The organism is Pantoea sp. At-9b, assembly GCF_000175935.2.
Lineage (GTDB): Bacteria > Pseudomonadota > Gammaproteobacteria > Enterobacterales > Enterobacteriaceae > Pantoea.
This window is the reverse complement of sequence record NC_014842.1, coordinates 35,712-58,595: the sequence shown is the minus strand read 5'-3', so window position 1 is coordinate 58,595 and position 22,884 is coordinate 35,712. Positions and strand designations below refer to the sequence as shown.

Here is a 22,884-nt window from a genome sequence, read left to right as displayed (position 1 = left end):
CCGGCAGGACTGCCTGGATGATCCCTCCTGCAGCAACCGCAATATACCGGACACAGTCAGGGTTCAGTAAAAACATTTCTCATTCCTGCCGGAATAAATCATTAACACCACGATGGCATCAGATAACGCCGGCACAGAATGTTCCGTCACACCTTGCCTGCATGCCGGAGAGAAAAATAAAAACCTGACGCAGTCTTTCTGCCGAAAATCATAACATACAGTTGTGTTTGTCGCGGAGGGGGCTTACCTGTTCAGTGATACAGGACAGAAAACATGATGAGTTTTACTGGGTGAGAAAACCGCCGACTTCTCCGGCGGTTATTTAATTAAAATTCGTGACCAGCTTCAGACCGGATACAGAAAAACCAGGGTGATTAATTGTCTTCCAGAAGAAAGTGTTTACTCTCCGCTTTATCTTCAGCGGCGGACATGGACGAAAGGTTACGGTCAATAATCTCTTCCAGCCCGTTGTCCACGTCTTCACCCCGGATCCGCAGATACATTTCGGAGAGCATCGCCATCATGATGCTGATGCCTTCACGACTGCCGGAGACCCTGCGGATTAAATCCCGGTTAAATCCCTCCATGTCGAATTTATTCCCCTCACCCTGGTGTTTCTTCACCATCAGACCGATGCCGACCAGTTCATTCACCACGGAGGAAAAGTTCACGTCACCGTGCGTGGCCCCGTTCTGAATCTCAATCTGTACCAGCTCCTGCACTTCCCTCTCGGTTTTTTCTTTGAAGTAGATATTTCTTCTGGCCATACCATTTTCCTTACTGCACGAACGGGGTATTTCCTGTCCGCTGTGTGTTGTATATTTTTGTTTTTTAACTCCGGGTCTGCCACCGGGACGGGATGAACCCTTACAGTTCCTTTTTTTATTATTCTTACGGATTTCACTGTGTGTCAATCCGGCACCGTGCATTAATTTTATCAGGTGTGTTAATCCGGCACAGTGCCCGGTTTTTATGTGTGTTAATCCGGCACAGTGCCCGGTTTTTATGTGTGTTAATCCGGCACTGTGCCCGGTTTTTATGTGTGTTAATCCGGCACTGTGCCCGGTTTTTGTGTGTGTTAATCCGGCACTGTGCCCGGTTTTCATGTGTGTTAATCCGGCACTACATGTGATCTCTATCAAAATAAAATATTGATTTAAAACAATAGCTACAATTAACACACCCTGCAGTGCCGTTTGCAGTGCCTGATTAACACACCATCCGGCACTGTATCAGCACACAATCCGGCACTGCATTAACACACAATCCGGCACTGTCATATCATCTAATCCGGCACTGCAAAGTGTGTTAATTAACACACTATTTCGCGCATACAGGCCGGATGCAGTAAAATATCACCAGTAACGTCATGTTTTAAAAACAAAAAACCGCAAGATAAAATCTTGCGTGGGGTGTGATGAAAGATAGCCCCCGGAGAGCGGCTTGTTAAATAACGCCATCCTCATGAATTCTTTATATCCGGGATGGTCTTCATCAGACTGCCTCAAGCGCCGCGTGCGCGTCTGTAACGAATTATCTTGCCAGCGATGATCTGAACGCGTATTTTTCACACGAACCCGCCTGGCGCATTATGCGCATGCACGTGAGATTATCAGAATGAAATGGTTTGCTGTTCTCGGGCTCGCCGCTGTATTCAGCGTGCAGGCCGAACCGGAAATGTGCTTCACGAAAGCCGGAAAGGATTTCGGTATTGATCCGCGCCTGCTGATGGCACACTCCATTCAGGAATCACGCATGCGTAATAATGCGCTGAATACCAAAAGTAGCGGGGGAACGCATGACGTCTGCAACATGCAGATCAACAGTTCTCATTTCAGTCAGCTGAAAAAGTTTGATATTACGCGGGAAAGGCTGCTGAAAGATCCGTGCATCTGCATTTATACCGGCGCATGGATCGAGGCGCGCAACTTCAGACAGTACGGCAGAAACTGGGACAGCGTCGGAATGTATAATACCGGACCCAGCCCGAAGCTGATAAAACAGCGTCGGGAGTATGCAGCAATAATTAAAAGTATCTATCGCGTGCTGATCGCCCGCGATGAGGTTTATGTTGCCATGACACAGAAGAATAAAAAAACGCCTGCGCCGGAAACCTTTATCAGCGCAGACGTTGACACCCCCATAAAATAACCCAGCACACCGGGGTTAATCGCTATGCTTTGAGTTTTGCGAACTCCTCCGCCATTTTCCACAGCGCCTGATTAAGTTTTATATCGCCATCAATTCCCGTTACCGGCCGGGTCGTAGTTCTTTTTCCTTTCGCCGTTCTGCCGGGGACGCCGCCCTTGATAAGATTCTCCTGGACAATATTAAACGCGGTCCACAAATCGGTGCCTTTGTCATACCAGGCGCGCGGCTGAATAATTCGTTCTGCCGATACAGGCGGCTCCTTTCCCTCATATTTATACTCCAGCGCCAGTTGTCCCAGCAGGCGGCGTTCTTCGCTGTTTACCTGAATGGCTTTCATCATGTCGATGTTATTTTCAACCTTATCGAACACCCCGAGCACCTCATAAGCCCCCTCAATCACCTGCGACACAATATCTCCTTTATGCGGCACGCTGATTTCACCAAATGATTTCCAGCACACCAGTCCGTTGGTACACACCTAGCGGAAAATACCGGGGATCATTTTATAACCGCTCGATCCGTCATGGCTGTTCAGTAAAACAATTTCAGGAACTTCTTCACCGGACAGATTATTTCCCCGGCGCAGGCGGATCATGTGTCTGGTAAAGTCACGGCGCTCCGGGTCGCGCACGCGTAACTGACTGGCGTAATAAGGCTGGAAACCTTCGTCGCGCAGTTTATCCAGCAGGGTGATGGTTGGAATATACGTATACCGGTCAGATCGGGAGTCGTGTTTTTCAGCGGAAAAGGCGCTCGGCACGACGCGCATCAGCTCATCATTGGTCAGTGGATTATTTTTACGGACAGACGTGGGGGCGGCGTAGCGGGTGGCAAAACGGACCATAATAAAATTCCTTATATTGAGAAAGACGGTGAAATCGACGTGTTTTCCGGCCGGGATCATTGCCCGGCAGCGGCGGCGTAATACGCCCGGACGACCACAAATCCGGTGTCATATTCCTGGACGGCCACGGGATACCCTTTGTGGACGTAAATTTTCAGGGCTTCCGGCTCCGGGGTGGGCTCCTCAATGAGCGTCAGTCCGGCCAGTACGGCCCAGTGCATGCCCGCCACACCGGTAAACTCACCGTTTGCACGGATCCAGAGGTAAAGGTCCGCAAACTGAGCCGGACTCAGGTCGCGGTTTTCCTGTCTCTTCACGCCTGTTTCGGTAGATTCTGAAGCGGCGGTGTTGACGTTCTGTGTGTTCATGCTGGTTTCCTCTTATCGGTTGCTTTAACCCTGTTTCGGTGAGTTCCTCGCGGCGAAGGGCAGAGTAGCGACGGGCGAGGGATGCACGAAGGGCGTCACCGGAGGCCGCAGCGCAAGCGAGCAGAGCGAGTGCGAACGGGCGAGGAACGGCGAAGCGTACCCTTCAGGGCAGACGGAGAACGGTGCTACGAACAGCCCTCCGCGGGGAGCACACCGGAACAGGCTGCACGATCGGGAGATGAGCAGGAACACACCCGACACGACGGAACGGCGTGGCGGCATTACAGGGCGCAGCGCGCCCGGTGAACGCACCGGCGACAGCCGGTTGCAGCCCCCGACCTTCGCCATCAGACCCTGGCCGGGAGGCCCGGAACACGCCCCGCGTGGTCCGGACCGGTCCGTTCTGCAAAGGCAACCAGCGCCGCAGCGTCGGCGCTGACGCGGTCTGCGTTATCAGCATCGAAGGGCAGCATCCCGCCCTCTTCCCCGGCCAGGGTGACCAGGTCCGCAAAAAAGAGTTCGTGATAAGCAGGATAACAGGCAGCTGCTACAGTTACTGATGAAGACATGGACGGCTTCTCCGAGGTTCAGGTAATGTTGCCGGTTTTACCTGACTGGTGACGAAACCGGGCAGGGGCACCCCCCTGCCCTTTTTCGTATCAGGCAATGATTTTCCGGTTACAGATAACTTTCCAGTCGGTACAGGTCGGGCTGTCCCGCAACGGCGTCAGGCTGACTACGTTCTCCGCTACGCCGTTCATCACCAGAATCCGTTCAATGCCCGCAAACCAGTCCTCATCCGGGCGCACCGGAAACCACAGATTGCTGTTGATACCGCTCAGCAGCGGGTCGTTACAGAAGTGCACGCCCCTCCCCTGCCGCGTTTCGCAGCCCGTGACGATAAGCTCCATGCGCACGCTCAGCGTGACGGCGCTGCGCGCCAGCTGCTCCGCGACGTCGCTCCAGCACCACTCTGCCGAATCCGGCACCGGCAGCTCCATGCAGCGCAGGAATTTTTCCCCTGCCCGCGCCGCACGCTGTGCAAGGCCGAGCACGGAGGGTTCGCCGCTGGCGGCGTCTGCGCCGTCCAGCCAGTGCCCGTTGTGGAAAAATGCCTCATCGCCGTTATCAAGACGGATAAAACAGTATGCACCCATCACGCGGACGATATCGGCCTGGGTGACCGGCGTCAGCGCTGATGCCGCATTCTGAAGGGTTCCCGTACTCATGCTTTTGCCTCCATCATTGTGTGTACAGCCTGCATAAACTGCGGCCACTGCCGGAATGGCATGGGCCGCATGGTGGCCCTGCGTCCGTTTCTCAGGGCATTTACAAACGCCTCTGCCTGTGACAGGATTTGCGGGTCAGAATTCATATAACTCTCCAGTACAGTTTTTTGACGTGGCGGGTTTTCCCGGGGGGGAGTTCCCGCCGTTTAAGAAGCAGGCAGGATGCCTGCTTTTTTTACGCCTGTGGTCCGCCGGATGCTCCGGCACTGATTTCACTGAGACGTCCGGCCAGCCAGCCGCTGGCCCGCCCCCACGCCACCTCTCCCGCCAGGCCGAAACGCTCGTGCACGATATGACTCGCCAGTATCCAGGCCCGGAATGAGGCCAGCGGCAGCACGTCGCCGGTTGCGGTTTCGGCAACCACCTGCGCCAGGTTGCTCAGCACGGACCAGAGCCGCGCATGCTGTTCGCTGTCGCTCAGATTCTGCGTGCGCAGTGCGGTCAGTTCTGCAAGACTGTCGGCCAGCTCCGGCGACAGACCGGCAGGTGGCGTGAATTTTTCCGGCAGGGACGTAGCTGCCCTGCCTGCGTGATGCGTCTTCATGGTTAACTCCCGACCCGGCACTCTGACTGCCGGATAAATAATCACGCAATATCAGCCACATACATGGAATACCCTGCCATCAGTAACAGCGCCAGGTGAGAACAGCCCTCCCGCCACGCGGCTTCACCGGTTTCCCCAAACAGGTTCAGGGCAAGCTGCCCGGCACGGTTCCAGGCTGACAGCGATGAAAACGGCACCACCGGACGCGGGCGGGTCCAGTCCGTTACCGTGTCGCAGACCCGATCCGCCATATTCCGTATCGTGCCGTACAGCAGTTCCTCACGTTCAGCCTCATCCATCTCTCTCGTGCTGAGTGCAGCCAGATAAGCCAGATCGTTGCGCAGTGCCTGACTGAGGCCAGGTATTTCCGGCACGTCAGCCCGTGTATCAGCAGACTCATGCGCGGCCGTTTTCATACCCCGAAGAGTCTGTGCTTTCTTTTCTGCCGATGCGGCCTGAAACACCGCCAGCTCCGGCAGGTTTTCCGGGTATTCTTCGCGCCACAGGTATGAATTCAGATCCTGTGACAGGGACTCCACGGAGCGGACTATGTCATACACAGCCGGGGTGGTTACTCCGCCCATCTCTGCCAGCTCTGTCACCAGTAAGGCCGCTTCCTGCGGGGCGAAAAGTTCATCACCATGATCCGGTGCCTCAATGCCGAGACGTTCAAATGCACGGAACATCAGCAGGTCGCCTTCCTTTTTTGCGAGGTTAATCAACGCACTGGCCTTACGGGAAAGGTAAATAACGGAAAAGTCCTTCACCCCTGTTTCGGTAGATTCTGAAGCGGCGGTGTTGACGTTCTGTGTGTTCATGCTGGTTTCCTCTTATCGGTTGCTTTAACCCTGTTTCGGTGAGTTCCTCGCGGCGAAGGGCAAAGTAGCACCGGCAGTGAACGGAGAAAGGGAGCCCCCGGAAGCCGCAGCGCAAGCGAGCAGAGCGAGTGCGAACGGGTGAGGAGGCAGCGAAGCGGTGCGCTTTCGGGAGTGAATCTGACTGTGCTACGACCAGCCCTCCGCGGGGAACACGCCGGAACAGGCTGCACGACAGGGGGAGATGAGCAGGAACACACCCGACACGACGGAACGGCGGGGCGGCATTAAAGGGCGCTGCGCGCCCGGTGAACGCACCGGCGACAGCCGGTTGCAGCCGTTGAACCTGGACATCAGCCCGAAACCGCTCGCGGACGAAACCCGCAGGGGTTCGGTGGCGCTTGGCGGCTTGCCGCTTAGCGACATAGGGCTCGACGACCCGGCCGGAACGGACGGGAAGCCGGAGCGTGGCCCCGGTTTTTGCCGTGTTTTCTGGTTGTGATGGTGGCATTTCTGGTTTCAGAAGCAGAAACAAAGCGCAGACCGGTCAGACAGTGGCCAGTTCCGGTTCAGCAATGCTGAAAACCAGCACTGTACGACAGAACACAGTGAATGCAGGGTGCGGAAGGCGCGCCGCAGGCGCGGGCTTTCTCCACCGCCGCGCAGCGGCAGGGTTTTCCGGCGGCCTCACCGCAGGAACGGGCTTCCCTGCCCGCCGCCGTCATTTCCCCAGCGCTTCCTGCGCCAGCCCGACAGCCTGACGGATACCGTCAGCGTCTTCACCCCCGGATACCAGCCACCGCCCTGCGCTGTTCAGCAGCGCCTCCAGGCTGTCAGCTGGCAGGCTCACCATGCGGGTACGATGCGCCTCCGCACGCCAGTTTCTCACCATTTCGCGTACCGCCTGCCGGTCAATACCGGTGTCGTGGTGCTCCCGGTGCGCGGCGATATCCGCCAGGACAATCTCCGCTTCGTCGTCCGTCGTGCCCATTCCCTCCGTGCAGTGATGCACGTCCTGCGCCGTCCAGATCAGCGCCGTCAGGCGCATGTCCGGGCCGTAATCACGCAGCAGCCACGCACAGATTTCATTCACATTACCGTGTCCGGTCATCGCGATATCTCCTCTGCGGGGCGGCACCGCCGCCCCGGCCGTTATCAGTCCAGAGCGCGGAAAATCGCGGCCGCTTCCGGGTGGGTTTCTGTATACGCCATCAGCTGGCGGTGGCGCAGGCAGTAATGACGGCACAGTTCTTCCTCATCGTGCCGGTCATACATCCAGCTCCGGTGGTTCAGCACCAGCGCCGTGATGATGATCCCCGCCGCCTCGCTGCTTACCGTCATATCGCTGCCGTTATTCGGGTTCACAAAGCGCCAGCTTTCATCCGTGGCGGGCTTCATAAAGCCGCCGCTGTCCGGCAGCTGCGCGAAGTCCCACACAGCCCCGTCATATCCCTCCAGGTAACGGTCGGCGTACAGATACACGTTATATTCAGCGCGAAAGAAATCGTCGCCGAACAGGGCGGGCAAAAAACGCAGGCGCACGTAGCCGTCCAGGATGCGCGCAGGCTGAAAGTCAGGGGTGGCTGTATTCATCAGAAAATCTCCGCAGTCAGGGTGGTTAACAGTTCCGGCCTGTGCCGTGACTGAATGACAGCCCGGCGGAAAGCGGAGTGTTCATGAGCGACGACGAGGCCGCAGCGCAAGCGAGCAGAGGGGGGATGACGGACGGTGCTGACGCGAAGCATGAGCGGAAGCGCGACGGGAGTCAGCGCCCCGGCGCGAGTGCGAACGGGCGAGGAGGCGAGCCTGCGATCTCTTGAACACGCAGCGGCCGGGCTAAAGTGAAGTCACGGCACCGGCCGCAGGCCGCACGGACCGGTTTTCTGCCCTTCCGCCGCCGGGCGGCATAAATGTGGCGCGCAGCAACATCCTTTTATGAACCTTCCGTGACATTTATCCACAATCCGGGTGCATATCACGCCCGGAAATCTGTGGATAAAAATGGCCCTGCCGCTGAGCATCCGCCCTTTCGGGGTGTGGTCGTTTTTTAATCACACCCCGGTATGCTCAGTCATCCCCGCAGACAGGACCGCAGCCGGGCCGCCCGCCGCGACGCGTCCGTCAGCACCCGGTGGATATCCTCCACCGCCAGCATGGTCAGGCGCAGGTCCGCGCTGTCACTGTCGCGCGGGCAATACTGACGCATCGCATGGATGCGCAGAAACAGCTCCGTCAGGGTATCGTCAATGTCGGCCACGTCTTCCGCCAGGCGGTCACGGGCGCGCTGCTGCTGATTATCTGTACTCATCACAATGATTATTCTCCGTCAGGCCGCGCGTGCGGCACGCTGTTCACCGAGGCGACGCAGGGCCGCCGTGTGGTACTGCTCCATCAGCTCGATGCCAATCCAGCGTCGCCCGCACTGGTCCGCCGCGACGCAGGTCGACCCCGAACCCGCAAACGGGTCCAGAACCAGGTCGCCGGGCTGCGTGAAGCTCTCAATCAGCGGCCGCAGGATGCTGACCGGCTTTTCCGTCGGGTGGTGGCGGTTGCCGGTGTACTGCCAGGGCATCACGTCCGGCAGCGGGTTACGCGGCAGGGCCGGGCGCCCTTTGGCCAGCACATACGCACTCTCGTGCTGGTAGCCGACGAAGGCGGACTTTGAGGCGTAGGGCTTGGTGAAAACGAGGTGGCCGACAACGCGGAAACCCGCCGCTTTCCAGGCCTGCATAAAGATATCGACGCGGTTCCAGCCGTAGAAGCTCACCGCCAGGCTGTTGGTTTTCAGCACCCGGTACATCTGCTGACTGGCCGGCAGCACCCACTCGCTGTTAACGTCGTTGGCAATTGAGCGGCCGGAACGGTCCTTAAAGCCGACGAGGTAAGGCGGGTCGGTTAATATGAAATCAATGCTGTTATCCGGAAAGCCGCCCATAACCTGTACGCTGTCGCCGTGCATGAATCGTGACATAGTGATGCTCCTGTGTGTGAAAGGGGCACCGGTAGTGGTGCCGTGACCTCCACACAGACGGGCGAACAGCAGAGCAGACAGGGGCGACACCGGAAGCCGCACGCGCCGCCGGAGCGGACTGAATGTCCCGCGCACGGCGGGGAACGGGTGAGGATGGCGGCAAGGCTTCCCTTGTCTGCGAGGCCGCCCGGCTACCGTGAGGGCACGGCACTTTCTGCCCGCCGTTTTCCGGCCGCAGGACGGGGAGCGGCATAAGCGCGGAGCGCAGCGACGTCATTATCCTTTCAGTGGAAAGCGCCGCCCGTCGGGCGGCCGCTTTGTTTCCGTTTTCAGTCGCGGAAGTCCTGCCAGTGGTTACCATTCCGGTCCCGTACCACCGGCGCGTCAGGGGTGCCGGTCACGGTCCACTCATCCAGGAAGCGGAGGCCGGTAAGCGTCTGCGCCTGTGCGTCGCTGAGCAGGACGACGGCCTTCAGCCAGACATCGTTGCCGCCGAAGCGCCAGTAACAGCCCTCACTCTCACAGGCATCCTCCTTCCACCACGTCCGGCCCATATGCGTACACGCCGCTTCAGTCAGCAACGCGTCCTGAGACCGGATAAGCAGGTGTTCCTCTGAACATGCGCCTTGCCACTCTGTCTGAAAGGAAACCAGCCAGATTTTCATACGTCCTCCTCCCGCCGGGCCAGCACGGTGTCAGCGCAGTGACGCAGGAAGTACCAGCTGAGGCTGGTGTCAGCATCGAGGGTGGCGTCAGCCAGCGCCAGCGTGGCCAGCACCTCGTCCGGGGTCAGCTCCGGGGCAACGTCTTCAAAATCATCCGCAATCCAGATGTGGCAGACGCAGGGTACTGCGGGGGCAAAACGCTGCAGATGTGCAATAAAATCAGCGATGGTGACGGGTTTATTCATGCTCTTTCCGGCGGGCCTGCGCCCGCCGCCTCCTGTCAGCCGCCGAAATGCGCCACGTTATCCACAATCCATGCCGGGCCGGTCACTTCCCGGAATCCGTCTTCGTCTTCTTCCTCACTCCACTCCAGTGAATCGCAGCACGCCTCTGCCTGCTCACCATCGCTGTAGAGGGCATAACCGCAGTAGTCACACCCTCTTTCGGCGTACCAGTGTTCGACGGTGACGCCGTAACGCCCACTCAGGGCGGCCAGTAACGACTCCGACGGCGGCGACCACGGCGTGTCGAAGTCCACCGCCAGCCAGTCCTCACCACCGTTACAGATATTCAGGTCATACCCGCGCGGCCATTTGGTGCCATAGTGGTGTGTGTACCAGTCGTAACCGGAAGGCACGCCAGCCAGCAGACGCCCGTTAAAGCCGTTGATTTCCACATCCAGCCGCGGCGGCAGCACCATCAGCAGGTCGAGGGGCTGTGCCTTCAGCTCCGGCAGACCGTCACAGACGGTATCCCACCATGTCTGCACGGTGGTGGCGGAAAAACTTCCGCACCAGTCGTGACGCTGCCCGGCGAACACGGCGACGATGCATTCCTGCCGGGCCGGAGTCAGGTCATTCCAGCGCCGGTCACGCAGGCCACTTTCCAGCCACAGGGCATGCAGGTCATCGCACGCGGCGTCCGTCAGCACAGTGCCCTCGCGCAGGCAGCACAGCCACTGCGTAAACGCCTGATTACCTGACACATCGTGATGTCCGTCGCGTCCTTCTTCTGCACACGACGGGTAACCTTTCGCGCCCGTCAGCGCCGGATACGGCGCATAATGTTCACCGTCTGCCGGGCGCAGAATCCCGGCACACCCGGCCAGGAACAGCTGGACACCCTCCGCTGCCGCCCGCGCATACGACGGATAACCGCCGCCGGCAAACAGCGCCCTCACCTGCCCGATATCTTCACTGCGGCCGCTCACGCGCAGCCGGTTACAGCACCAGTTCGGCATGTTCCTCTCCTCCGTTGATGGTTGCACGGCGCACTCTCACGCCGTGCCGCCACAACAGACGGGCGAAAAGCTGAACAGACAGGGGCGGACGTGAAGCCGCACGCGCCGCCGGAGCGGACTGAATGTCCCGCGCACGGCGGGGAACGGGTGAACAGGCCGGCGACAGCGTCCCTTGTCTGAGAGGCGGCCCGGCTATCGTGAAGGCACGGCGTGCCCCTGGGTGGCGCGTGAAACCGGCAGGAAAGTGAGGGGCTGAACAGCAGGCGGCGTCAGGCGGTACGCCGCGCCGCATGGAAGCGGAGCGCAGCGACGGCCTTCAGAAAATGGACAAAAAAAAGCCCGGGAGGTTAAACCGGGCGATGAAGCCATATCGACTCAGGTGTCCGGTCTTCAGGCCGGCTCGCTTAAAAAAGACCCCTGCGGCTGTCAGAGAGACCACAGGGGTAACGTGAGTGCATGAAGACTGCCATGCAATAGTGAGTAGCAGAAGAATAATAATTCAGTGGCGGGACAATGCAACCCTGTAACGAAATGTGGCTTAAGCAGGGAGCCCGCGCAGGCCTGTCAGAAATTATCACGCACCGGGCGGAATGACCACGCCGTTCAGTCCGTCCTGTCATCTGCAGCAGGCGCCTTCAGCTCCCACATGGCCTGCCGGATGAGCCAGAATCCTGGCGAGTGAAACACTCTGCCCAGCTGCTCAGCCAGTCCGGGCGTGACTGGAATTCGCCCCCCGAGAAAGGCCCACACGTCAGCATTATCCAGTCCGGTACGCCGGCAGAACATTTCCACGGAAATATCGTGCTCAGCCATAAGATAAGCAAGAAACCGCCCGGGAGAAGTGCGCCCGTCCATAAAGACCCCAGAGTTTTATTATTGTTACCGGCAGCATAAAACGCCGTCTCTGCTCTGCACAATAACTGACCGGAAATAATAACCCGCCCTTTACCGTCTGCCAGCAACGCTCGCCGCAGTCACGGCTGAGGCGTACCGCAGCGCCAGCGAGGAACGAACAGCCGTGGCGAGGAAGCGTCACGTCACCGGTGGCAGATAGAGTCTGCTTACGCCCGGAATGGACTGAAGGCCCGGGGATAAAAAAAGCCCGGCGGAGACCGGGCAGAAGAAGGAGTCCTTAAGGAAGGCATCCCTGCCGCTACGCTATGTTGCTCACCGTGATTATAGTGCGGTTTCCGGCATAGCCGCGGAGAAATAAAATTGCCTGCCGCGTCAGCCACATGGTTCACGCAGGCTCCGGTTCTCTCCCCTGCCCTCTTGCGATCGGCTTCATGCGATACGATACTGTATATAAATACAGTTATATTCAGAGGTAAAACCATGCCACAGGCTCATAGCACCCCTCCGCTTTACGATAGACAGTCGGGACATGCTGAGAGTGAAACTCTGCCAGGACCGACAGGCATGACCCTGCTTCGTCCCGCAGAACACCGGGTTCAGCTGGGCATTCCGTTTTATGCCGATCTGTGCCCGGCCGGGTTCCCCAGCCCGGCCGCGGATTATGTCGAGTCCGAGCTCGATCTCAATGAGTTGTGCATCCGCCGCCCGGCGGCCAGCTACTTTGTCCGGGCGAGCGGCAGCAGCATGGAGGACCTGGGGCTGTTCGACGGTGACGTCATGGTCGTTGACCGGGCGGAAGAAGCCTGCCACGGCGATGTGGTGATCGCCGAGGTGAACGGGGAGTTCACCGTCAAGCGCCTGCAGCTGCATCCGCGACTGGCGCTGCTGCCGATGAGTCCGGCTTATCCCGCCATTTACCCGGAGTCGCTGCAGCTGATGGGCGTGGTGACCTGGTTCTTCCACAGCACCCGCGCGCGCCGGAGGTAAGTCTGCCGATGTTCGGACTGGCCGATGTGAACAGCTTTTATGCCAGCTGCGAGGCGCTGTTCCGGCCCGACCTGCGTGGTCAGGCCGTGGTGGTGCTCAGTAACAATGATGGCTGCGTAATCGCACGCAGCGCCCGCTCAAAAATGCTCGGTATAAAAATGGGCGTACCGTGGTTTCAGATAAAGAACGCGGACTTTCCTGAAAGGGTGCATGTCTTCAGCAGCAATTACGGGCTTTATCACAGTCTCAGCCAGAGGGTGATGTCAGCGCTGGAAGAAATGACGCCAAAGGTGGAGCAGTATTCGATTGATGAGATGTTCCTGGAGCTGACCGGCATCAATGGCTGTGAAGACTTTGAGCACTTCGGCCGGCGGCTGCGTCAGCATGTACTGGCAACCACCGGACTCACCATCGGCGTGGGCATGGGACCGACAAAAACGCTGGCAAAATCAGCACAATGGGCGAGCAAGGAATGGAAACAGTTCCGCGGCGTGCTCGCGCTGACGCCGGATAATCTGAAGCGTACTGCTACCCTCCTCTCCCGTCAGCCGGTTGAGGAAATCTGGGGCGTGGGGCGCCGTATCGGCAAAAAACTGAACACGATGGGTATACGCACGGCGCTGGAGCTGGCGCGCACCCACCCGGCCTTTATCCGGAAAAACTTTTCCGTCGTTCTTGAGCGAACCGTGCGCGAGCTGAACGGGGAGTCCTGTATTCCGCTTGAGGAACTGCCCCCGGCTAAGCAGCAGATTGTCTGCTCCCGCTCTTTCGGTGAGCGCATCACCGCAAAATCGGCCATGCAGCAGGCACTGTGCCAGTATGCCACCCGGGCGGCTGAAAAGCTGCGGGGTGAACGCCAGTTCTGCCGGCACATCAGCGTATTCATCCGGACATCGCCCCACGCGGCCGGGGAGGTATTCTATGGCAACAGCGCCGGCGAAAAGCTGACGCTGCCCACGCAGGATACCCGGGACATCATTGCGGTGGCCATGCGAGCACTTGACCACATCTGGCTGGAAGGCCGGCGCTACATGAAAGCCGGCGTGATGCTCGATGACTTCACGCCGCACGGCGTCAGCCAGTTGAACCTGTTTGATGAGGACCGCCCGAGGCCGAAAAGTGCGCAGCTGATGAAGGTGATAGATGGCATTAACCAGTCGGGGCTCGGGAATATCTGGTTTGCGAGTCAGGGCGTGGATACGGGCTGGCAGATGAAACGTGAGATGCTTTCACCTGCATGGACCACGCGCTGGAGCGATATTCCCGTTGCTCGGGTACTCTGAGACAACGCGGATATCCCGGACAGTTCAGGGTATCGGTCAGCGAGCGGCTTACCTTACCGGTTAAAAAGCCAGAATTCATCCATGATTAAAAGAGGAAGCCCCGGTTTTTTGTCCCGGAAGTAACGCCCCCGGGGCAGTCTGTCACCGGGATGCAGCTTCCGGGTCCACTCATCAAACGCGGGACGGCGCCTACGAACGTTGCCTTTAAACATATCTGCAGACTGGGTGATGGTCAGCCCCCTTCCCTGCCCGCGGAACCGGCTATACAGTTCATGCATTAACATATTGACTCTCCATCCTGCTGCCACCGCTCAGCGGGATTTGTTTTTCTTCCAGCTGTCGTTGGCCATGAATGCCGCACGTGATACGCAGGCCCCCCACAGCAGCTGAAGGCCAATTTTGATCAGCTCGCTGGCGTGCGGCAAGAAAAAGAGCGGCACGATGAACAGGGCACTCAGGAGAAAGCCCCATTCAGCAGCACTTTTTCTGTCTTTGCCGGTGAGCTTTATAATCCCCAGATATCCCGATACAAGCATTAACGCTCTGTTCACATCTACCTCCATTTGAATACCTTATTGAGTCGTCTATATAGAAAAAATCCAATACACATTAAGCATCCATAAGATATTCAATGTATACACATAAGGTATGCAATGTGAACTCAATAAATACTCATTATATATTCGCAACTTATGCCTGTTAGTGAACTAGTTTTCTAGCGCCCCGTCATTCTCCAGCTTCTCACGTAAGGCCTCAAGAATATAAGCACTGAAATCCAGAGAGGTCTTATTTGATGCCTTGAGTTGCGCATGGGCTTCAAAGTAGGTTTCTGGTACAGCCCTTAGATTTTTGCTTCGAGCCTTGCTTTTGACGACAGGCCTGGTATCGACACTAGGTTTTTCGACTGGGGCTGGCGACGTTTTAAGCTTTGCTGAACTCATCAGCCCGGCAAGCTTTTCATGTTGATTAGCAAAATCGAGTTTTTTAGTCATAGATACACCGTGGATCCATAATAAATCTACAAAAGATATGCATAGAATACACTAAAGATACACTTTGTGTATTTTTAGTGATCCCTTTGAGTACTCACTTTCCTCTGATGATCTCCAACATTTCCTCAACCATAGCAATCACCTCTTTACCACCTGCAGTAACACGCCCATGAACAGACTCAGTGATGCCAAAACCAGTTTCGATTGTTTCTTCAAAATCCTGAGTTCGGTATGAAAGACGACTTCTCATTAGTTTTATGTGATTGAATGAAGGAAGTAGAGCCTCTAACTTCGGGTAGTGTTTTTTATTTGGATTTGTTTTACACAAGAATAAGTGAGCGTCTACATGCTGTCCTATGATGTCACTAATTTCTCCCAACACTCTGTCAAAGCTCATCAGACCTATTCTCTCGGTAAGAGAATCTTTCGCAGGGACGACAATCAGGTCAGCAAAAGCGACGGCTGTACGGGTCATATCGGAGTCGAAACCACCACAGTCAATAAATAAAATATCTTCGCTTTCTTTAAACGGATTGATTTCTTGAACCAACTCTTCCTGGGTCTCAGGGATTGATATAGGAATTTGCCTGTCTTCAGGACGTAAACCATGAATGATTGAGAGGCCTTTGTGAGTATCGAGGTCCAGGGCTTTAGTTGGTTTGAGTTCGCCCGCTATATGGACAGCTGAAGTAGTCTTGCCTGCCCCGCCCTTATTATGTGCCATAACAATAACTGTCATATTCGCCACCGAGTGTATACCTGACAAGTGCACATTGAATCCACCAAGTGCGCACAGAGAATCCACTTAAGATATCCAATGCATATCTGCGGACTAGTTTTTTATATCACTAAAGAATATTGTTGGCAAGCACCTCACGTACCCAATGCAACCACAAAAGATACACATCAGAACCACAAAAGACACCCAAGGGGTATTCAACGTATACACGATGGATATTCATGAAATAATGATTGATTATCCGCAGGGCAGGGGACTACCAGTCCCCGGGTTTACGCTGACATGTGATATTCATATCCCATTCTTTTTGAGCATCGCCACCGCCTCGTTGCCCGCCATCGAAAACTGCACCCGGTGCCGCGCCGCCACGTCCAGCGCAAACACTCTGGTATACACCTCCGTCGACTTCGCGCTCTTGTGCCCGAGTAGGCTCTGCAGCGCCTTGAGGGGGGTGCCGGCGTACAGCATGTGCATGGCGTAGCTGTGGCGGAAGGTGTGCAGGGTCACCGGCACGGAGAAGTTCACTCCCTCTGACGCCGCCGCCTCAACGGCTTCATTCAGCCAGGTGCGCGCCGTGCGGTCGGTGATGTCCCACAGCCGCACCCGCTCTGTGCGCCCCGTCTTTTCGTTCCTGCGCTCCAGCGGGATGCGCAGGGTGGCGATCATCATCTCCAGCTGATTGACGTACTGCGCGTCGGACAGCGGCACGAGCCGGTGGGGCACGGTACCGGCGGGGAGGCGGCCGGCGCGGCGCTCCGCCCTGTCCTCCCGCTGCTTGAGCGTGGCCAGCTGCACGAACGGGTACTGCTGGCGCAGCTGAAAGTCCCCTCTCGTCAACGCAAGCGCCTCGCTGATGCGCGCGCCGGTGTTCCAGAGCGTGGTGAACAGCATCCTGCGGCGAAGGTCGGGCATGAAGTGGAGCAGAGCGCTGACCTCCGGCGCCAGCAGGTACTTCGGCAGGTCGTCGACGATCGCGGCCATCTGGCGCAGCGCCAGTGCCGCCGGGTAATCGATAGCTACGGGTAGGGAAGGGGATTGTGAAGGCGGGTTGAAAGAAATCATTCCTGACATTGTACTGCGCCCGTCAACTTGCTGAATCGGTGGATACAGATACCGTTTGTTTTCTTCATTATCAAAACTCTGCGTTGAAAAGATCATCTTCGGTATGAAAGGTACTGCCCGCGGCGAGAATCAGCATTCTTATCGAACTGATGGCGTCAGCTACGCGAGAACTCGTTAGATTCACACGTTCATCTGAGGTCGTTATCCCGTTGCGGTGTATGAGGTCATTGCGCGTCTCAACCAGACGCTTAAGCTCATCCAGCGGCCAGTCATGGGGTGTGGCCAGCATCAGGGTGAAATAATGCTTGATGAATTTGGGGCTTTGAAACGACGTTCGGGTTAGAACAGCCTGAGCGCGCCATCTGAAAAAATGATAAGGCGTAACTTGTTCAGGCTCCTGCTCAGTCCATTTGGGATTTAATATTTCTTTTACATCATCTTTTCTGAAGCCGGCATTTTTGACATGTAAGAGAAAATGGTCGAGATGTTTGTCATGCATGAGCAGAGCGCGCGCGCTGTATATCAGATATGAGTCAAGTACAGTGATGGCGTGCGAAAATATAAGCCTGAGCAGAAGATCATCCTTAATTGATTGAAGCCGGCCATCCATACTGGCGAGTTCCTGCAGTGCGTGTTGGAACCTGTCGCTTATGTTCGAAAGCGATTCTTCAAAAAATTGCTGTTCATGCACGGCCTCCTCCCAGTCCAGGAAGGACGCATAGTCCAGAGCCGCATACTCCCACTCTTCAGACCCTTCCTCTGCGTCAGGATAATGATGGGAGATCCAGCCATCCCTGCGATCCTCTTCAAGCTCCATAAAATAGTCTTTAGTTCTGCTCATCAGCGATCTTCCCTATAGAATTAATACGGCATCACAAATCCCGCCATCCATTTATTCTCCGCTCCTGCTCTGTTGTGACATCCCGTCAGTCCTCAGGCCCTGAGGCATTCAGCCGCCGGAGGGTGGCCTCCTGCCGTATGCGGTAAAGGTGCTCGTCGAGCCGCTCCACGCGGACGCCGGCGTCCGCGGCATGGGTGATTTCCGGGTTGCCGGCGTCCCCCGCGAACCGCGTGCGCGGGTACGCGCCCGGAATAATACCGCCGTCTTCGAGCAGGGTGCAGATGACCCGGCCGCCGCCGGTGACGATCTCGCGGCGGCGCTGCGCCGCCTGCCAGGGGCCGCCGGCAATCCGGGTTTCCCGGAGCCACAGGTCGCGCAGCCGGAACGCGCCCGCCGTGAGGCCGGCAATCTCGTCCAGCACGTTACTGTCCATCATCTTCACTGTAATGCGCCTTATAATGTCTTAAGTCATGATTATCTGGACGGTTATCACCATGGGAATAGTCACAATAAGTGACAGTAAGCACACCTGTCTTTCACCCTGATTATATTCCCTTACCGCAATTACCTGCTCCCTGTCTTCCCCGGATCCGCTTTCTTCCATATCAGGGAGTTTCCCGGAAGCGTAGCACGCGCCGCCGCCGGGGAAAAGCACCCTCTGCTTCGACGCCTTACCCTGACGCATCCCGTATCTTGTGCCTTCTGCAGCCGAATATGCCACTATATATTGTGTTCGGACAAAAAAGCCGCCGAGCAGGCACAGGAGATCCGCTTCCTCCCTTTTCCGGATCCGGGGTATTTAACAAATGACGGGGTAGGGAGGATTTTGATTAAAAATCTCGAATTCTGCTTATGAGCTTTATTTATGCATTAAAAGCTACTTTGAACTGACAGCATTAATTCTGAATAAGGAGGATGCATTTACACTAACATCGGTCAGATGTATGTTTGATGTTGCATGCAATGTGGCCACCCACTGATTACCTTTTACCGTAAGCCTCCCTCTGAACGCTGACATAACCTTCTCCTCATATTTACGACTTCCAGCTAATCCCTATGCTGAAACCAGCATGCAGGCCGGAAGAATCGGGGCCCGCAGCTGAAATTAAATATGGATTCAGGTTACTCATTCTCGGCGCTGCTGAGCGGCTCGATACGTATACGAGTGTCGCTGTGACTTTTCTTGGCCCGGCGGATGAAACCATTTATTTCGAGCAACGTGGCCAGCTGCCACATGGGTTCCGAGAACTCAATGTTACGGTAGGTGCTTTCCGCAAGAAAAGCCGCATAGCAGCTGCCTTTGAAGGTTGACAGCACTGAGCGGATGGCTCTGTGAGGGATGTCACCAGTTTTCAGGCACTGTATCAGCAATGCGTGCCGCAGCGCGTCATCGGTCAGCATTGGGGCCAGATTACTCAGCACCTGAGGGCTGAGCAGCCATACGCTATCAAAAATTCCCGATTCGTGTTCCCACAGCCAGTTCAGTATACCGGCGCACTGTTGTCCGGACAGATCTCCCTGATTCAGCAGCTGCCATGCAAGTTCCTCATGGAACTCCCCATCTTTATACAAGACGAGTTCATAATTCTGACTGAGTAGCGCGGGATAGTAACAGACGAACTCATAAAGAAGCGGGGTGAGCTGTTCACCTTTCTCATGTAAAGCCTGATAAAGATCTTCAAACACAAATGACGTTGGTGCGAAGTATTTCCTGGAAATAAGCACGGCAGCATTTTCCAGCCGAATATTAGCTGGCACCGTTGTAAGCATAACGGGGAAGATCTCTGTAACCTTGGCAAGCGCTTCAATACTGATTTTTTCTGACGTGATTATTTTGGTAAGCAGTTGCGTGAAGAGTTCCTCAGAAAGAGAGATATATTCACCTGTGAATGCGGAATAGTTTTTGTTGAGCCATTTACAGATTACATCCTCGGTAATATCCGAATCTTCTTCAAGTAAAAATACAAACTGATTTGATGATGGCAAAACCCGGTCGAATTCAAGAAGGAGAGAATAGATATTACGTCGATAGTTCTCACCTCGAAGTACCGGCACCTCACCTTCAATGTTATCAACTTCAGCCAAATCATGAATAATAAAATTCATTTTTGTCACGATAAGTTCTGCATCACTCCAGTTAATCCTTCCTGAATTCAGCAACTCCGGAACAAGTTCAGTTTCAGCGGAATTGATGAATATCTCCCTGATGAAGTCGTGCATATTCCGGTCGAGGCATTCGTTCAGTTCATTAATCCGGAGCGACTTAATCGATGACATCGGTTTCTGCCGGAATGTCTGCAGACCGCATCCATTTCCGGAAGCGAGAGAAAGAAATATATTTAGCAAGTTTGATGAAGAATATGCCCACAAATCTCTTTCAGCGACCGCGCGGATCACCTCTCTACCAATCTCACTCTCACTCAGCGGGATGTGCCAGATAAGATTTCCGGACTTTTTCAGGTTGTCAGTAAATTGAGCCACGCAGCCTGCAGGAACGGTCTCCGGTAAATCATAATAACCAGATAACAACTGCTGCAGTTCAGATTGCGTGTCAGCAGAGGGCATGCTCCAGGGCAGATCAGGCACGCTCAGCAGCAGGGCCAACAACTGGCGTTCGGCAGACGTATCCCGCAGCAATGTCAGTTGACGGATAAGAACTGCCAACTGCTTGTAGTCCGATACAAGAAGCTGCACATATGCCAGTCTGTCTGCCAGAGCCCACTGCGGGAATATCTCTTCAGCCAGCCTGATGAGGCGGTGCTCCTCTCCGTGCTCAGTCTGCATATTAATGATATTCTGAAGCACTGTCCTGTCACTGTGCAGGAAATGCAGAAGAACCTGAGGATGCCAGGCATTATCCTGCAACTGTAAACCGAGCCCACTGAGTTTTGTCACGACGTTTGCGACTTTATTCAGCGTTATGGCCGTTGTTTCACTATGAGCCTTTCCTGCACTGACAGCCCTGATAAAGCTGTTATCCTCAACGCTCAGACTGCCGGGCATAAACACGGAGCGATAAGACATATAATCGGTGGCCAGATAACCTTGTCTCAGAAGGAAATAAATGAAATCCACCTGCTCACTGCTTATAACGGAAGAATCATTGTCGCCTGTGATGCTGACCACATTTGCTTTTACCCAGTCGGCGAAGCCAGCGCTTCTCATTCTGTCAATGAAGTAAGCAAGGTCGCGGCCATGAAGGACCTGTATATTCTGGATGAGGGATTCAATTTTTCTCTGCAACTGGCTGGCCCGACCATCAGATCTTAATCGCAGATATTCACATCTCTCTTCATAGCTAGCTTTTATATTCTGAGCGGCAGCTGAATCAACCGTCGTGATGTTTATATTGCTGTACTGCCTGACCCTGACGTAAAAGGAATGTCCAGCAAGCATATTTAAAAAATTATCCTCATTCTTTATCACATCTTCAAGAGAAAAAGTTACATTATTATGCAGATGGAAATACACTGCGCTCGTTGTTTTATCACTTATATATGGCGTGAGGATGTCTTTTCGTATTTCTGCTCTTTCAGTAGCCTCTTCCTCCATGATAAGTTGAGACTCAGACTTAAATTTCAATATATCTGATTTTATTTCTTCTTCATAAATACGCCTCAACTCACCAGACGTGTAAGCGGACACAATTCCGTAAAGAACACCTTTACGCTTATCTATTCCATGATAATCCTCGGCGCAGAGATTTTTATAGGAAATCAGGGAGACAAGCCGCTTAAGATCCTCACCGTTATTAACAATATTTCGATAAAGCCGGAACTCATTAGCAATATTATGCATAACACGCATATCAGGGATGAATACTGACATGCGTGACAGGCATTCCCTGAATCCGGGCTGGCTGAGTTCAGATTCAGTAAACTTACCGGAAAAATGCTCAGAGGCATTCTCGCTGTCCATCACCGGGATAACGGGCATGACAAAGTCAAAAAATTTGGTACGGGATTCCGGAGTGCTGAACAGTTCATCCCTGACGGCATAGATGAACCTGACGGGTTTGTCAGCAGGCAGACAGTTATTGATGATCTGGTTGATTTCGCGCAGCTTGATGAAAATAGCACCATCATTGTAGCGGTCAAGATCCTCAAAAATCACGACGTCATGTTCGGTCTGCTCGAAAAAATACACGATTTCGTCAATATAGACATTGAGAAGGGAAGGGGCAGAAGGACGGGTTGTTATTGCTCCCTTCAGCATATCTATTTTTTCTACACTCACGCGCCGGTCAAACAGGCCTATACGGTGTAACTTCTTCAGCATCAGGAAGAAAGCTGCAAACAAAGATGCACCTGCACCTCCAAGCCTGCACACATCTGGCAGATCCAGCAGAAACTGACTCAGCCACGGCGAAAGGGACAGCTTAGCCCGGATGTAATCAGGAAACAGAAACAGCATCCCGACAGCTGCCATGCTAAGCATCAGCAGCAGATGACCTGCCATAGCAGAGACCTGCCCTGAGGTAATATCCGAGATGCGTTCTATACGGGAATAAGGTAACGCGCTTTTTTTCTCTTTATAGAGAAGCTGTTGCAGAATGCTGTACTCGATGGATTTCTCTTCAGCCCTTGCTTTGTTACTGCCAGATGGGTCACCTCCCCCCTCCTTACTTTCCACCCCGGGCTTGCTGTCAACGTCTTCCTGCATGTGAAAGTCCGCGAGCGAGACGGTCATAACGCGTAAATCATTTCTCTTTGATTTGACCCAAGTCAGCAGAACTGAGCTTTTTCCCGCCCCGTATGGACCGGTCACAGCAATATTTTTGATATCTGGCCTTGAACAGGCAAAGTTAAGCGCTTCGATATAAGTCTGTGCTTTTTGTGTTTCAATGACAGAAGGTGTCAGGGCTTCATAGCTGTAAATCACCTGTACGTTCTGGTTAGTCTCACAGGGGTTCCCTCTCAGGAATTTTGGTAGCTGTGGTAATTGCATCATTGTTTTTACCTGATTTTTTTATTTACGAATCAGTATATCTCCTAGACGCGGATAATTTAACCGCCATAAAAAGCATCAAACGTCAGCCACTTTCTTTGTTACACATCACACCTTTCAGGACCGTTCCAAACCATCTCAGAGAAGATCCGGGTCCACCCTTTTCCGGATCTGGGAGAGGATAGTTAAATATTAATGCAGGACAGGCATTAATTAAGGAGGATTGTTGCTATATCTGCATTATTGTCTTTTTTGAAATGAATAGTGACTATTATTGCTCTGAGTGAACAA

25 protein-coding genes and 1 pseudogene are annotated in these 22,884 nt (G+C 54.8%); 4 read left to right on the top strand and 22 right to left on the bottom strand.

The genetic code is table 11. From position 1 onward, the window contains the following. Positions 1–374 precede the first annotated feature (374 nt). Entirely contained in the window at positions 375–767 is a 393-nt protein-coding gene (locus PAT9B_RS29080) for a relaxosome protein TraM (protein ID WP_013512866.1), read from the bottom strand. A gap of 600 nt (positions 768–1,367) precedes the next feature. After that, on the bottom strand, positions 1,368–1,571 hold the full coding sequence (locus tag PAT9B_RS30845; protein ID WP_150105921.1) for a hypothetical protein: 204 nt from the start codon (positions 1,569–1,571) through the stop codon (positions 1,368–1,370). A gap of 46 nt (positions 1,572–1,617) precedes the next feature. Here PAT9B_RS30845 and PAT9B_RS29075 point away from each other — a divergent pair, with 46 nt between their 5' ends. Beyond that, a complete protein-coding gene (locus PAT9B_RS29075; RefSeq protein ID WP_013512865.1) occupies positions 1,618–2,151 on the top strand; it encodes a lytic transglycosylase domain-containing protein in 534 nt (177 codons plus the stop codon). Between the two features lie 22 nt (positions 2,152–2,173). On the opposite strand, the pseudogene PAT9B_RS29070 reads toward PAT9B_RS29075, so the two are convergent. The 6 genes and pseudogenes from PAT9B_RS29070 to PAT9B_RS29040 all read right to left on the bottom strand — a co-directional run bounded on the left by PAT9B_RS29070 (position 2,174) and on the right by PAT9B_RS29040 (position 6,014). Next, positions 2,174–2,995: pseudogene (locus tag PAT9B_RS29070) on the bottom strand (DUF932 domain-containing protein). Positions 2,996–3,051: 56 nt separating this feature from the next. Further along, a complete protein-coding gene (locus PAT9B_RS29065; protein ID WP_013512864.1) occupies positions 3,052–3,363 on the bottom strand; it encodes a hypothetical protein in 312 nt (103 codons plus the stop codon). Positions 3,364–3,710: 347 nt separating this feature from the next. Beyond that, entirely contained in the window at positions 3,711–3,932 is a 222-nt protein-coding gene (locus PAT9B_RS31055; protein ID WP_013512862.1) for a hypothetical protein, read from the bottom strand. 90 nt (positions 3,933–4,022) lie between these two features. Then, positions 4,023–4,592: a hypothetical protein gene (locus tag PAT9B_RS31340; RefSeq protein WP_013512861.1), complete on the bottom strand. Its 570-nt coding sequence runs from the start codon at positions 4,590–4,592 to the stop codon at positions 4,023–4,025. 235 nt (positions 4,593–4,827) lie between these two features. Beyond that, the gene (locus PAT9B_RS29045) at positions 4,828–5,196 is read right to left on the bottom strand and encodes a hypothetical protein (RefSeq protein ID WP_013512859.1); all 369 of its coding nucleotides are present in this window, start codon (positions 5,194–5,196) and stop codon (positions 4,828–4,830) included. Positions 5,197–5,237: 41 nt separating this feature from the next. Next, complete coding sequence (locus PAT9B_RS29040) at positions 5,238–6,014, bottom strand: hypothetical protein (protein WP_013512858.1); 777 nt, start codon at positions 6,012–6,014, stop codon at positions 5,238–5,240. 241 nt (positions 6,015–6,255) lie between these two features. On the opposite strand from PAT9B_RS29040, the gene PAT9B_RS29035 reads away from it, so the two are divergent. Next, positions 6,256–6,513, top strand: coding sequence for a hypothetical protein (locus PAT9B_RS29035; RefSeq protein ID WP_013512857.1), 258 nt, complete (start codon positions 6,256–6,258; stop codon positions 6,511–6,513). Positions 6,514–6,732: 219 nt separating this feature from the next. Here PAT9B_RS29035 and PAT9B_RS29030 read toward each other — a convergent pair whose 3' ends face one another. From PAT9B_RS29030 to PAT9B_RS29000, 7 genes are all read right to left on the bottom strand, one after another. Further along, complete coding sequence (locus PAT9B_RS29030) at positions 6,733–7,122, bottom strand: DUF1380 family protein (RefSeq protein ID WP_013512856.1); 390 nt, start codon at positions 7,120–7,122, stop codon at positions 6,733–6,735. Positions 7,123–7,166: 44 nt separating this feature from the next. Then, positions 7,167–7,604: an antirestriction protein gene (locus PAT9B_RS29025; protein ID WP_013512855.1), complete on the bottom strand. Its 438-nt coding sequence runs from the start codon at positions 7,602–7,604 to the stop codon at positions 7,167–7,169. A 478-nt stretch (positions 7,605–8,082) separates the two neighbouring features. Beyond that, positions 8,083–8,319 carry a hypothetical protein gene (locus PAT9B_RS29020; RefSeq protein ID WP_041526327.1) on the bottom strand — a complete coding sequence of 79 codons (237 nt, stop codon included), beginning with the start codon at positions 8,317–8,319 and terminating at the stop codon, positions 8,083–8,085. A gap of 18 nt (positions 8,320–8,337) precedes the next feature. Further along, complete coding sequence (locus PAT9B_RS29015) at positions 8,338–8,982, bottom strand: DNA methyltransferase (RefSeq protein WP_013512853.1); 645 nt, start codon at positions 8,980–8,982, stop codon at positions 8,338–8,340. A gap of 329 nt (positions 8,983–9,311) precedes the next feature. Further along, the gene (locus tag PAT9B_RS29010; protein WP_013512852.1) at positions 9,312–9,647 is read right to left on the bottom strand and encodes a hypothetical protein; all 336 of its coding nucleotides are present in this window, start codon (positions 9,645–9,647) and stop codon (positions 9,312–9,314) included. Continuing rightward, positions 9,644–9,892, bottom strand: coding sequence for a hypothetical protein (locus tag PAT9B_RS29005; protein ID WP_013512851.1), 249 nt, complete (start codon positions 9,890–9,892; stop codon positions 9,644–9,646). Before PAT9B_RS29005 ends, PAT9B_RS29010 begins: the two co-directional genes overlap by 4 nt. A gap of 35 nt (positions 9,893–9,927) precedes the next feature. Then, positions 9,928–10,887, bottom strand: coding sequence for a DUF1281 domain-containing protein (locus PAT9B_RS29000; RefSeq protein ID WP_013512850.1), 960 nt, complete (start codon positions 10,885–10,887; stop codon positions 9,928–9,930). A gap of 1,419 nt (positions 10,888–12,306) precedes the next feature. On the opposite strand from PAT9B_RS29000, the gene umuD reads away from it, so the two are divergent. Both umuD and umuC read left to right on the top strand, forming a co-directional pair. Continuing rightward, positions 12,307–12,729 carry a translesion error-prone DNA polymerase V autoproteolytic subunit gene (gene umuD, locus PAT9B_RS28990; RefSeq protein WP_041526325.1) on the top strand — a complete coding sequence of 141 codons (423 nt, stop codon included), beginning with the start codon at positions 12,307–12,309 and terminating at the stop codon, positions 12,727–12,729. Between the two features lie 8 nt (positions 12,730–12,737). Then, positions 12,738–14,012, top strand: coding sequence for a translesion error-prone DNA polymerase V subunit UmuC (gene umuC / locus PAT9B_RS28985; RefSeq protein ID WP_013512848.1), 1,275 nt, complete (start codon positions 12,738–12,740; stop codon positions 14,010–14,012). 311 nt (positions 14,013–14,323) lie between these two features. Here umuC and PAT9B_RS28975 read toward each other — a convergent pair whose 3' ends face one another. The 7 genes from PAT9B_RS28975 to PAT9B_RS28940 all read right to left on the bottom strand — a co-directional run bounded on the left by PAT9B_RS28975 (position 14,324) and on the right by PAT9B_RS28940 (position 22,596). Continuing rightward, entirely contained in the window at positions 14,324–14,563 is a 240-nt protein-coding gene (locus PAT9B_RS28975) for a hypothetical protein (protein WP_150105919.1), read from the bottom strand. Positions 14,564–14,719: 156 nt separating this feature from the next. Next, positions 14,720–15,004, bottom strand: a complete 285-nt coding sequence (locus tag PAT9B_RS28970; RefSeq protein ID WP_013512845.1) for a hypothetical protein — start codon at positions 15,002–15,004, stop codon at positions 14,720–14,722. A gap of 94 nt (positions 15,005–15,098) precedes the next feature. Continuing rightward, positions 15,099–15,743, bottom strand: coding sequence for a ParA family protein (locus PAT9B_RS28965; protein WP_013512844.1), 645 nt, complete (start codon positions 15,741–15,743; stop codon positions 15,099–15,101). Between the two features lie 291 nt (positions 15,744–16,034). Continuing rightward, positions 16,035–16,814 carry a site-specific integrase gene (locus tag PAT9B_RS28960; protein WP_041526340.1) on the bottom strand — a complete coding sequence of 260 codons (780 nt, stop codon included), beginning with the start codon at positions 16,812–16,814 and terminating at the stop codon, positions 16,035–16,037. A 61-nt stretch (positions 16,815–16,875) separates the two neighbouring features. Beyond that, the gene (locus PAT9B_RS28955; protein ID WP_013512842.1) at positions 16,876–17,646 is read right to left on the bottom strand and encodes a hypothetical protein; all 771 of its coding nucleotides are present in this window, start codon (positions 17,644–17,646) and stop codon (positions 16,876–16,878) included. Between the two features lie 85 nt (positions 17,647–17,731). Next, on the bottom strand, positions 17,732–18,082 hold the full coding sequence (locus PAT9B_RS28950; RefSeq protein WP_013512841.1) for a hypothetical protein: 351 nt from the start codon (positions 18,080–18,082) through the stop codon (positions 17,732–17,734). A 686-nt stretch (positions 18,083–18,768) separates the two neighbouring features. Then, complete coding sequence (locus tag PAT9B_RS28940; protein ID WP_013512839.1) at positions 18,769–22,596, bottom strand: hypothetical protein; 3,828 nt, start codon at positions 22,594–22,596, stop codon at positions 18,769–18,771. Between the last annotated feature and the right edge of the window lie 288 nt (positions 22,597–22,884).